This is a genomic window from Peteryoungia desertarenae (genome assembly GCF_005860795.2).
Lineage (GTDB): Bacteria > Pseudomonadota > Alphaproteobacteria > Rhizobiales > Rhizobiaceae > Allorhizobium > Allorhizobium desertarenae.
On record NZ_CP058350.1, the window covers coordinates 1,593,023 to 1,604,598 of the forward strand.

An 11,576-nucleotide genomic window follows, 5' to 3' on the forward strand; every position below is an offset into this window, starting at 1 on the left:
TAGCCCCTCCCGTTTTCAGGGAGGGGCCTTCAGTTTACTCAGCAGCCGGACGGAACTGGTCCGTCTCGGTTGATTCCTTCATGGCTGTCGTTGAAGACTGGCCACCGGTGATCGCCATTGAAACGGCATCAAAGTAACCGGTGCCGACTTCGCGCTGATGCTTGGTTGCCGTGTAGCCGTTGACCTCAGCGGCAAATTCCGCCTGCTGCAGCTCGGAATAGGCAGCCATCTGGCGATCCTTGTAGCCACGGGCCAGTTCGAACATGCCGTAGTTCAGCTGGTGGAAGCCGGCCAGCGTGATGAACTGGAACTTGTAGCCCATCGCGCCGAGTTCCTTCTGGTACTTGGCGATCGTTGCGTCATCGAGGTTCTTCTTCCAGTTGAACGACGGCGAGCAGTTGTAGGCAAGCTTCTTGCCGGGATGTGCCTTGTGCACGGCTTCGGCAAACTTGCGTGCCTGTTCCAGATCAGGCTTGGAGGTTTCCATCCAGATCATGTCGCAATAGGGGGCATAGGCAATAGCGCGGGCGATGCACGGCTCGATGCCGTTCTTCACCTGATAGAAGCCTTCGGCGGTGCGACCTGCATCGTAATCAACGAAAGGCTGGTCACGCTCGTCGATGTCGGATGTAAGCAGCTTTGCTGCTTCGGCATCGGTACGGGCGATGATGAGCGTCGGCGTACCCATGACGTCAGCGGCAAGGCGCGCGGCATTCAGGTTGCGGATATGCGCCTGGGTCGGGATCAGAACCTTGCCGCCGAGATGGCCGCACTTCTTTTCAGACGCCAGCTGGTCCTCATAGTGAACGCCTGCAGCGCCGGCTTCGATGAAAGCCTTCATGATTTCGAAGGAATTCAGCGGTCCGCCGAAGCCAGCTTCCGCATCGGCAACGATGGGAGCAAACCAGGTCTCGACTGAAAGGCCCTTGCCTTCCTGCGTTTCGATCTGATCGGCGCGCTGCAGGGTCTTGTTGATCCGCTTGGCCAGTTCCGGCGCAGCATTTGCGGGATAAAGCGACTGGTCCGGATACATGGAGGACGCGGTATTGGCATCCGCAGCAACCTGCCAGCCTGACAGATAGATGGCCTTCAGTCCGGCGCGAACCATCTGCATGGCCTGGTTGCCGGAGAGTGCGCCCAGAGCGTTGACGAAGTCTTCCTCGTGGATCAGCTTCCACAGGCGGTTGGCACCGTTTTCAGCCAGCGTGTACTTGATCTGCACCGAGCCACGCAGACGCTCGACATCGGCGGCGGTGTAAGGGCGTTCAATACCCTCGTAGCGGCCCTTTGGTGCGCTGGGGACGAGGTTGTAAAAGTCAGTCATGGTCGGCCTCCCTGGTCGGTGCTCACTGCGGCTTTACCGTGTTTGACAACACATTCAGCTCGCTTTTGATGTGACCAGTTTTACACCGCAATGCAAAATACCTCTAGAAAATTCAGCAAAATTAGGAACTGAAAGAGGTTAAGCTGTCTTGTCTTTGACATTGGCGCGATGTAAATTTGTAAAAATTGTCAACGCTGTATTTCCCATACTGCTTTGCTGGCTTGTAAAAGGTTTGTAAAAGAGATGGCTGAGAGAAAGATTTTTGCAGGTCCGCGCGTACGCCGTATTCGCAATGGACTGGGTCTGACCCAAACAGCGATGGCCGAGGCTCTGGAAATCTCGCCATCTTATCTCAATCTGATCGAGCGCAATCAGCGCCCACTCACCGTACAACTGCTTCTGAAATTGGCTTCCGTCTACAAGGTCGATCTTGATGAGTTGCAGGGGGAGGCGGGGAGCAATGTCGGTCAGTTGCGTGAAATCTTTGCTGATCCGCTGCTTTCGGGAGAATTGCCGGGCGACCAGGAACTCATCGAAGTTGCAGAGGTGGCGCCGAATGCGGCAAACGGGATAGTGAAGCTCTACCGGGCTTATCGGGAGCAGGCAGGCCGTTTATCCGATCTTGCAGAGCTCCTGGCGCGAGAAGGCCATGAGACATCGCTCTCAGGTGCAAGGCTGCCCATTGATGAAGTGCGTGATCAGATCGAGAAGCGCCCCAATTTCCATGCGCGTCTTGAAGATGCAGCAGAGGCCTTTCATGCTGACCTTGGGCTGAGCGCGGGGGATGATCTGGGCGTTGCCTTGAAGGGCTGGTTGCGCGCGACGCATGGGATTGTTGTTCGGGCTTTACCGGTCCAGACCATGCCAAGCCTGCGCCGTCGTTACGACCGCCATTCCATGCGTCTGTTCCTGTCAGAACGGCTTTCGACATTTGACCAGTTGAGGGAAGTGGCCATGGAAGTCTGTCTTCTTTCCTTTGGCGACCAGATCCAGTCGGAACTCGACAGCATGGCCTTGACGTCCAGCGAAGCACGGCGCCTCGGCAGATTCGAACTGGCTCGCTATGCGGCACACGCGCTCATGATGCCCTATGTTAGCTTTTTGTCGTCTGCCCAGCGTGCCCGTTACGACATTGATGTGCTGCGCGCTCGCTTCAATGTGTCATTCGAGCAGGTGGCCAATCGTCTGACCATGCTTCAACGGCCAGGCGCACAGGGCATCCCCTTCTTCATGATGGAAATCGACAACGCCGGAAACCGCTTCAGGCGGGCGGGTTCCCACGGCTTCCCTCAGGCGAAGTTCGGCGGAGGCTGTCCGAAACTCAGCATCCACGCTGCCTTTGCGCTCCCCGGTCAGTTGTTGGTGGACCATGTGGAGATGCCCGACGGTTCAGGATTTTTGACCGTATCCAGAACCCTGGAGGGACCTCAAGCCGGTTTTGGCGAACGGGTTCGCCGGACGGCGCTTCTGATTGGCTGCGATATCAGTCATCGGTCGGAGTTGATTTATGGGGCTGCCTTGCCGCAGGAAGGCACACCTCCGATTGCCATCGGGACAGCCTGTCGCCTCTGTGAAAGACCGGGCTGTCTGGCACGTGCGGAGCCGCCGCTGACACGCCCGCTAGGCCTCGACGAAATGGTTACAGGACTGAGTGCATTCGATTTCCAGTGATTGGACAAGCAGCGGTAAAGCATTCGCGACTGCGAAGATTTATGCTTGTCGCCTGTCGAATTCCTTTCTAGTCTCCTAAAAAAACAGTGGGAATGGCAACAGGAGCGCCTAGCTCCCAAAAGTCTGGAACAGGAGAAAAAATGAAGGCTCAATTCATCCGAACGGCGTCAGTAGCCTTGGCAACGATCTTCATCGCATCGGCTGTCCAAGCGCAGGAACGCGTTGTCAATGTATATAACTGGTCTGACTATATCGATGAGTCGGTGCTGGAAGAGTTTACAAAGGAGACCGGTATCAAGGTCGTCTATGACGTTTTTGATTCCAACGAACTCCTTGAAACGAAATTGCTTGCCGGCGGTTCGGGCTATGATGTCGTCGTGCCAACGGGGCCATTCCTTGCCCGCCAGATTGAAGCGGGTGTCTTCCAGAAGCTGGATAAATCCAAACTCCCGAATCTGTCCAACATGTGGCCGATGGTCAGTGAGCGCCTCGCCAAATATGATCCCGGCAACGAGTATGCCGTAAACTACATGTGGGGCACGACGGGTATCGGCTACAATGTTGCCAAGATAAAGGAGGCACTCGGCGCCGACTTCACTGTCGACAGCTGGAGTGCGGTCTTTGACCCGGCCAATGCCGAAAAGCTTAAGGATTGCGGGATCAATATCCTTGATGCCTCTGATGAAACTTTCGCAATTGCGATGAATTACATCGGCAAGGATCCGGACAGCAAGGAGACCGCTGACCTTGAGGCAGGTGGCGAAGTGTTCCAGAAGATCCGTCCCTTCGTTCGCACTTTCAACTCGTCTGCTTACATCGATGATCTGGCTAATGGCGACATTTGCATGACGATTGGCTGGTCGGGAGATATCCTGCAGGCCAAGGCGCGCGCCGAAGAGGCTGGCAATGGTGTCGAGGTCAATTATGTGATTCCGAAGGAAGGCACCTATATGTGGTTCGACAATATGGCCATCCCTGCGGATGCCAGAAATGTCGAGGAAGCCCATGCATTCATCAACTTCATGATGCGACCGGACATCATCGCCAAGTCTTCCAACTATGTTCAGTATGCCAATGGCAACCTTGCATCCAAGGAACTTCTTGATGCTGAAGTCCGCGATAATCCGGCAGTCTACCCGCCGGAAGATGTCATGGCCAAGCTGTTTACGATCTCTCCTTACGGGCCGCGCGAGCAGCGTGTCCTGAACAGGGTTTGGACGAATATCAAGACCGGTAGCTGATCGGTCGAGCTCAAGGGGCCGGGTGTCAATCGCCCGGCCTTTTTCATCTTGCCCTCAAAGTCTTAATTTCATGTCTGGATTGGTCGATGGCGAAGTCTCTGGGACCCGTTAAACGCAGCTTTTCCCCCTGGACAGATCCGGGAGCCACACCCTTTATCCGTTTTGAAAATGTTACCAAACGCTTCGGTGATTTCGTAGCTGTCGACAATCTGAGCCTCGATATCTACGAGCGGGAATTCTTTTCGCTGCTTGGCCCGTCAGGATGTGGCAAGACAACGCTCATGCGCATGCTGGCGGGCTTCGAGCAGCCGTCATCGGGTCGCATCCTGCTGCAGGGTCAGGATCTTTCCGGTGTGCCGCCCTACAAGCGGCCGACCAACATGATGTTCCAGTCCTACGCGCTGTTCCCGCACATGACGGTCGAGAAGAACATTGCATTTGGCCTGGAGCAGGACAACATGTCGAAGGCCGACATCAATGCTCGCGTGCAGGAGATGCTCAAGCTTGTAAAGCTGGAGCAATTCGCCAAGCGCAAGCCGAACCAGTTGTCCGGCGGTCAGCGCCAGAGGGTGGCACTTGCGCGTTCTCTGGCCAAGCGCCCCAAGGTTCTGCTGCTTGACGAACCGCTGGGAGCGCTGGATCGCAAGCTTCGGGAAGAAACCCAATTCGAGCTGATGGACATTCAGACCAAGCTCGGCCTGACCTTCCTGATCGTTACCCATGATCAGGAAGAAGCGATGACCGTATCGGATCGGATTGCCGTGATGGACAAGGGTATCCTGGTCCAGGTGGCAACGCCTGCCGAGATCTACGAGGCACCCAATTCCCGTTATGTTGCGGACTTCATCGGCGACATCAACATCGTCGAAGGAAAGCTTTTGTCGGCTGGCAGCGGTCACGCGCATGATCCGGTCAAGGTCGATTGCGATGGCTTCGTTGTGGCCGTCGACCAGGAGACATGCGAAGCTGCGGTTGGCGCATCGGTGGCCTTCGCCATCCGTCCTGAAAAGGTTCGCATGTCTCTCGACCAGCCGAGCGAAACCGCCGTAAACACTCTTCACGGCGAAGTCTGGGATATAGGCTATCTCGGCGATTTTTCGGTGTTCATAGTGAAGCTCGCGGATGGTCGATTCTTCCGTGCCGCTCAGGCCAATATCGCGCGGGTCGTTGAGAGACCGATTACCTTCGGTGACATGGTTTGGTTGTCCTGGTCTGAGGATGCCGGCCTTGTCCTGACACACTGAGGAGGCGAGCATGGCAAACGACATCGCTGATAAGAGGCCCGGCTTCGCGGCTTGGCTCGTCGTCTATGTGCCTTATCTCTGGCTGCTACTCTTTTTCCTCACGCCCTTCCTGATCATTGCAAAGATTTCGCTGTCTGATACGGCGATCGCCATGCCGCCCTATACACCGGTCTTCGAAGGATGGTCTGCCATCGGCGACTTCTTTTCGGAACTGGACTTCGAGAACTATGTCTTCCTGACCGAGGACTTTCTTTATGCCAATGCCTATATATCATCGCTGAGGATTGCATTTTTCTCGACGCTTCTGTTGCTGCTGATCGGCTATCCGATGGCATTGGCTATGGCTCGCGCGCCATTGACGCTGCGGCCAACCCTTCTCATGCTGGTGATCCTGCCATTCTGGACGTCATTTCTGATCCGCGTCTATGCGTGGATCGGCATTCTGAAGCCGGAAGGCCTGCTAACCGTTGCCTTGCAGTCTGTTGGGCTGCTGGGGGCCGATGATCAGGTGCAGATTTTCCGAACCGAGACCGCAGTCTTCATTGGTATTGTCTATTCCTATCTGCCATTCATGGTCCTGCCCCTCTATGCCGCACTGGAAAAAATGGACGCGACTTTGCTCGAGGCCGCAAGTGACCTCGGCTGTCCGCCATGGAAGGCCTTCTGGAAAATTACCTTTCCCCTCTCTATCCCCGGTGTCATCGCGGGCTCGATGATCTGCTTCATCCCGATCACGGGCGAGTTCGTCATCCCCGATCTGCTCGGCGGGGCAGAGACGCTGATGATCGGCAAGACGCTCTGGACAGAGTTTTTTGGCAATAGAGATTGGCCGCTTGCGTCTGCAGTCGCGATCATACTCCTCCTGCTTCTGGTCGTGCCAATCATGATCTTCCAGAACCAGCAGCAGAAAGCGTGAGGATCATAACATGAGAGCCGGACGCTTCGACGCCACCATTCTCACGCTCGGTTTTGCCTTCCTCTACATCCCGATCATCATCCTCGTGATTTACTCCTTCAACGAGTCCAAGCTCGTGACGGTCTGGGGCGGTTTCTCGTTCAAATGGTACCAGGAGATGTGGTCCAATCAGGGACTGATGGATGCCGCCTGGGTGACCGCACGGGTTGGGGTGCTGAGCGCAACGCTCGGGACAGTGCTTGGAACCATGGCCGCCATCGCACTGGTGCGCCACGGACGTTTCCATGGTCGCCTGTTGTTTTCAGGTATGGTCTACGCGCCCTTGGTCATGCCAGAGGTCATTACGGGGCTCTCCCTGCTTTTGCTTTTCGTCGCCGTCGGCCTCGACCGAGGCCTCGTGACCGTTGTCATCGCCCACACCACCTTCACGATGTGTTACGTTGCAATTGTCGTGCAATCGCGCCTGCTCACTTTTGACAGAAGCCTTGAGGAAGCAGCGCTTGACCTTGGCTGTCCTCCACTGAAGACTTTCTTCAAGGTGACCCTGCCGCTCATACTGCCAGCTGTCATTTCCGGCTGGATGCTGGCCTTCACCTTGTCTCTTGATGATCTGGTAATCGCGAGCTTTACCACGGGGCCGGGTGCAACGACGCTGCCGATCAAGATCTATTCGCAAGTGCGCCTCGGCGTGACACCGGAGATTAATGCTGTCTGCACCATTCTGATCGGACTTGTCACCATCGGAGTGATCATCGCCTCGATAACCACGAAGCAACGCGAACTGCAGCGTCAGCGCGACGAGCATGTCGCGGCCCGAGGAACGAGTTGATCCATCGGGTGACTGCCCTTTTTGACGATTAATCTCTCGGTGGCGGCATCAGGATATAGGTGACGAACCAAACTGGGAGAACGACCATTGCGCCGAGAAGAGCTCTCGGTGCCGCCCATGCGAAGCCATCATAAAGGCCAGCCTGAATCTCTTCAGGGGTTACGCCCAGGAACTCCAGAACAGCCATGGGTGTCAGCCCGAAGAAGGACATGAATGTGCCGGCAATCAGGCTTGCCAGCAGCAGTTTCAGCGTACCTCTCAGATAGTAGACCACGTCGCTATGTACCTCGCGCTGCACGATTCGATCATCATAGTTGCGCTATGATGAAACGGAAGCTTGCGCGAAAACAGCTCAACGAAAATGAGGAAAGGGCGTAACGACCGGATCGGGCCATGAGCCGCCGACGAAGAAACGAAACTCGACTTTTCTGTTCTCTTCCACTTCTTCCGATGAAGGGTTCGGCAAGACCGATCCCGTAACGGCAATCCCTCCACTGCTGAAGGGTATCAGGCCGCTGAAGCTCAAAGTTTCCGATGTGGACACAAGGCTCGCCCTGTCGATCTCGGCAGCACCATGGGCGAACCGTGCGGCAAAGCTCAGTTGTGTGAAAGAGTAGTCCCCTTCGCCCGCGGCGCCGAGCGGGAAATAGGCCTTGTCTCCTGCCAGTTGACGCAGTCCGGCAAGATTGAAGCCTGCCAATACACCATCGCGCATGGACAGATTTATGCTGCCGGATACATCTTGCAGACTGGCACTGAACAACGGCTTGTCGACTGTCCCGATCAATTCGAGTGAACCCGTGCCACGCAGCGACGGGCCCTTCAGATCAAGCATGGCCGCCAGTTGACCAAGGTCAACACCTTCCAGACTGACGCGGAAATTGGCGCCTCTTTCATATCCCTCACCAAGGCCGGCGAAACTGGCATTGATTCTGCCTCCGACCAGGCCTGCATCCGCGATCAGAAGTTTTGTGGTGTCTTCGGAGGTCGTAATGCTCGTTGCCACTTCCCCGAGATCGAGAGAGCCGATGCTGCCCCTTTGTGCCGACAGGGTTATATCGAGATCAAGCCAGTGACCTATTCCCGGAGGCCTGACGTCGCTGGTGCGATCCATTTCCAGATCAAATGCCTTGGCCAGATGAAGCAGGTCGATCCTTTCGACTGCGATGGTACCGGTAAGGCGTGACTTGCCGTCATCCACATCATGCAGATCCAGGAGACCCGATCCGCTGACCCCGTTGACGGTGAAGGCAAGGTCTTCGAACCGGATGAGGTCGTCGACGGGTGATACCATGGCCGTGAACTTGAGCGTATTCCAGTGTTCTGTCCCGGCAATCCGTAGACCGGTCCATTTCCGTATGGCCTCAAACGACGAGACCTCAAAGGTCAATCGTCCGGCTTGGGGCTGAAGGTGAACGATGTCGGCAATACCTGAAAACACAAACTTCATCGTATCTGAATTCAGATCAGCCGTAATCTGTGTCGGATTTCCGCCAAACATGGCCAATGGTTGACGCATGTCGATCATCAGGCGAATGGCTTCCCCACCGGCGACCAGAGACCCTTCCGCTTTTAGACCGGTACTGAGGCGCTGCCACTCGATCTCCGTATTGATGTCGGTAAGGGTAACCGTCGCCTCTGTCCCTTCATCAAAGAGCGTGAGCTCACCGTCCACAACCGTGATCGTGCCAATGTCTGCATCATGCTGAGGGTCGAGATATTGCGTGGCATCATCCGCCAATGAGGCGTTGCGCACGGCGGCACTCAACAACCCCTCGTCACTCCAGTCGAGATAGCCATCCAGATTTCGCTCGACCCGCATTTGGGGCCGCACAAACCGGAAATTTTCGAATTCCGGCGCGCCGCGAATGGCGGACCAGAGACTGAAAGATGCAGACAAATTGCCAATCCGTCCAAGTAGAACTTGGTCCTGATCTTCGCGCTTGAAAATGGTGAGTTCATTGAGCGTGACCCGCGGTTCAGGCCAGAAACTGATGAGGGGGGTGCCTGTAATCAGGACTTCATGACCCGTCCATTCCGCAACCGCCGAGGCAATGGCCGAACGCACAACTGCGCTTGAAATGAGGTATGGAGCGGCCAATCGCGAAAACGCAAAGGCGGCGCCAAAAGCGACGATGCAGATCAGGATGAAGCGCAGCCTTCGCTGTCGCCGAAAGCCCACCGGCTTCCTGTCCTGTTCTCTTTGTGTCGTCATGAATACCTCAGAGGTGTGCTGGGTACGCCGCTGTCGATTGCTGCGGAGATATAGGAAGATGACGCGCCGTGCAATTGCGCCAATATGTGCAGATTGGCCGATACAAGAGCCATCTGTCGCGCACTTGCAGCAGATGGAAGGCGCGGAATGTGAAAGTGTTCGACGGAGCTCCGGAATTGAACAATTTGCGGTCACTACCCCATTTGTGGGGTATCGATCTGACAGCCAAAATAACCCTTTCTTAAGAGGCGTTTGTCATACCTTAATACAACTTGGAGCCACCCGATGCGGGTGTGGTGAGGGTCACATACGACCCCGGTGGACATGATGTTGATCGCTTCCTTCTCCGGTTCAGCAGCATTTCCTTATGAAGGCGGCGTAAGCCGCCTCTTTTTTTGCATTAGAAAGATCAACGCGCCCGATCCAACGAGCGCGACACAAGGATGACAGGGATTAGCCCCGCAAGAATGATGATCAGGGCGGCTACTGCGCTGTTTTGTGGCATCCCGCGTGAGGCATCTTCATAAACAAGGGTTGCAAGCGTATTGAAATTGAAGGGTCGCAGCAGGATCGTTGCGGACAGTTCCTTCAACGTTTCGATAAAGACAAGCAGCGCGGCAGTCAGCACTGCCGGGTGGATGTTGGGCAGCAGGACCTCGCGAAGGGTCTGCAGACTGGAGCGACCGAGCGTTCTAGAGGCCATGTCCAAATGAGGAGACAGTTTCTGGAAACCGGCGTCGATCGTTCCTTCTGCCATGGTCAGAAAGCGAACCGTTGCGGCATAGACTATCGCAAATCCTGTTCCGGAAAGGAGCAGGCCGGTTGAAATGCCAAAGGTTGAGCGGGCAAAGCCATCCACCACGTTGTCAAGACCGGCGAGCGGGATGAGAACGCCGATTGCGAGGACCGTTCCTGGAACACCATACCCAAGGGACGAAACCCGTGACGCAATTGCAGCAATTCTGGACCGCTCGCTTCGCGCTGAATAGGTGAGGATGAATGCCAGAATGACTGTGGCAAAAGCTGCTGCGGATGCCACCATCAACGAATTCCACAATGCATCGACGAGCCGTGCCGAGACAAAGTCGTCGAGCCGACGCATGGCAAACCCAGAGAGCACATAGACCGGTATGACAAAACCAATCAGCACGGGCAGGCTGCAAAAGACCGGCGCGGCCAAAGCCTTAGGCCCTTGCAGCCGAACTCGGGCAACGCCTGAGACGATGGATGTCGTCTTGTTACTGGCGAAACGTTGCTGACGGCGTGCCCGTTTTTCAACGTAGAGCAAGATGATAATGAATGCCAAAAGCAAACAGGCGATCTGGGCTGCTCCGGCAAGGCTGCCTCTGTTGAGCCAGGTCGAGAAAATCGAGAATGTCAGTGTCTGGACACCAAGATGCTCTACGGCGCCGATGTCGTTCAGTGTCTCCATCATGACCAGCGCCAGGCCAATCATGATTGCAGGGCGCGCCATAGGGACCTGAACTCTGGCGAACACTTTCAGGGGACCTGCGCCCAGCGTTTTCGCAACATCGGCTGCGGCGCGACCCTGCAGAAGAAACATGGACCGACAGGTCAGATAGACATAAGGGTACAGCACCGCCGACATGACCAAGACAGCGCCTTCCAGCGAACGAATGTCTGGGAAGCTGTATTCCCGTGCCGTCTTGAAGCCAAATAGACTGCGATAGGCGGCCTGAACGGGGCCCGTGAAATCGAAGAATTCAACAAAGGCGTAGGCGGCAAGATAAGACGGGATCGCAAGAGGCAGGACCAATGCAACGGACAGGCTTCGACGCAAGGGAAATTCAAAAGACGTCACCAGCCACGCGGTCATGATGCCGAAGAATGCGGTGAGAAGCCCCGTAAAACCAAGAAGCAGAATGGTCTGCAGACTGGCCCGTGGAATGACGTTAATCACGATATGCTGCATGTCCTCACTGGCGCCGGTCAGGGCAATGAAAACGATGGCGGCAATTGGCATGGTCACGATGGCGGCAACGCAGAGCGAAGTCAGCGTCCCTGGTCCCACTCGGCCTCCCGCCATGCGAACGGGGCGCTGACCTCCTGCATTCTGCCCGTCGATGGCCAAGGGATTTTCCTTTTCTTGATTGTTGCCCTCCGCTCTAGCGGAAA

The 11,576-nt window shown here is 55.8% G+C and carries 9 protein-coding genes; 5 read left to right on the top strand and 4 right to left on the bottom strand.

Annotation, left to right across the window (positions count from 1 at the left end):
* Positions 1 to 34 precede the first annotated feature (34 nt).
* Positions 35 to 1,324 carry an isocitrate lyase gene (gene aceA, locus FE840_RS07580; RefSeq protein WP_138285451.1) on the bottom strand — a complete coding sequence of 430 codons (1,290 nt, stop codon included), beginning with the start codon at positions 1,322 to 1,324 and terminating at the stop codon, positions 35 to 37.
* A gap of 243 nt (positions 1,325 to 1,567) precedes the next feature.
* Between aceA and FE840_RS07585 the strand changes: the two genes are divergently transcribed.
* The 5 genes from FE840_RS07585 (at position 1,568) to FE840_RS07605 (ending at position 7,225) form a co-directional block, all read left to right on the top strand.
* Complete coding sequence (locus tag FE840_RS07585; RefSeq protein ID WP_138285450.1) at positions 1,568 to 2,995, top strand: helix-turn-helix domain-containing protein; 1,428 nt, start codon at positions 1,568 to 1,570, stop codon at positions 2,993 to 2,995.
* A gap of 140 nt (positions 2,996 to 3,135) precedes the next feature.
* Positions 3,136 to 4,236, top strand: coding sequence for a polyamine ABC transporter substrate-binding protein (locus FE840_RS07590; RefSeq protein WP_138285449.1), 1,101 nt, complete (start codon positions 3,136 to 3,138; stop codon positions 4,234 to 4,236).
* Between the two features lie 86 nt (positions 4,237 to 4,322).
* Positions 4,323 to 5,480 carry an ABC transporter ATP-binding protein gene (locus FE840_RS07595; protein WP_138285448.1) on the top strand — a complete coding sequence of 386 codons (1,158 nt, stop codon included), beginning with the start codon at positions 4,323 to 4,325 and terminating at the stop codon, positions 5,478 to 5,480.
* A gap of 10 nt (positions 5,481 to 5,490) precedes the next feature.
* Positions 5,491 to 6,396, top strand: coding sequence for an ABC transporter permease subunit (locus FE840_RS07600; RefSeq protein WP_138285447.1), 906 nt, complete (start codon positions 5,491 to 5,493; stop codon positions 6,394 to 6,396).
* 10 nt (positions 6,397 to 6,406) lie between these two features.
* Complete coding sequence (locus FE840_RS07605; RefSeq protein WP_138285446.1) at positions 6,407 to 7,225, top strand: ABC transporter permease; 819 nt, start codon at positions 6,407 to 6,409, stop codon at positions 7,223 to 7,225.
* A 28-nt stretch (positions 7,226 to 7,253) separates the two neighbouring features.
* Here FE840_RS07605 and FE840_RS07610 read toward each other — a convergent pair whose 3' ends face one another.
* The 3 genes from FE840_RS07610 to FE840_RS07620 form a co-directional block, all read right to left on the bottom strand.
* Positions 7,254 to 7,523, bottom strand: a complete 270-nt coding sequence (locus FE840_RS07610) for a DUF6460 domain-containing protein (RefSeq protein WP_246318867.1) — start codon at positions 7,521 to 7,523, stop codon at positions 7,254 to 7,256.
* 54 nt (positions 7,524 to 7,577) lie between these two features.
* Positions 7,578 to 9,440 (bottom strand): AsmA family protein, encoded by a 1,863-nt coding sequence (locus FE840_RS07615; protein WP_138285445.1) that lies wholly within the window; start codon positions 9,438 to 9,440, stop codon positions 7,578 to 7,580.
* A 409-nt stretch (positions 9,441 to 9,849) separates the two neighbouring features.
* The gene (locus FE840_RS07620) at positions 9,850 to 11,487 is read right to left on the bottom strand and encodes an ABC transporter permease (RefSeq protein ID WP_138285980.1); all 1,638 of its coding nucleotides are present in this window, start codon (positions 11,485 to 11,487) and stop codon (positions 9,850 to 9,852) included.
* Between the last annotated feature and the right edge of the window lie 89 nt (positions 11,488 to 11,576).

Coding starts and splice junctions, on each gene's coding strand:
- aceA (WP_138285451.1), bottom strand. CDS start 1,324: ATGACTGACTTTTACAACCTCGTCCCCAGCGCACCAAAGGGCCGCTAC.
- FE840_RS07585 (WP_138285450.1), top strand. CDS start 1,568: ATGGCTGAGAGAAAGATTTTTGCAGGTCCGCGCGTACGCCGTATTCGC.
- FE840_RS07590 (WP_138285449.1), top strand. CDS start 3,136: ATGAAGGCTCAATTCATCCGAACGGCGTCAGTAGCCTTGGCAACGATC.
- FE840_RS07595 (WP_138285448.1), top strand. CDS start 4,323: ATGGCGAAGTCTCTGGGACCCGTTAAACGCAGCTTTTCCCCCTGGACA.
- FE840_RS07600 (WP_138285447.1), top strand. CDS start 5,491: ATGGCAAACGACATCGCTGATAAGAGGCCCGGCTTCGCGGCTTGGCTC.
- FE840_RS07605 (WP_138285446.1), top strand. CDS start 6,407: ATGAGAGCCGGACGCTTCGACGCCACCATTCTCACGCTCGGTTTTGCC.
- FE840_RS07615 (WP_138285445.1), bottom strand. CDS start 9,440: ATGACGACACAAAGAGAACAGGACAGGAAGCCGGTGGGCTTTCGGCGA.
- FE840_RS07620 (WP_138285980.1), bottom strand. CDS start 11,487: ATGGCGGGAGGCCGAGTGGGACCAGGGACGCTGACTTCGCTCTGCGTT.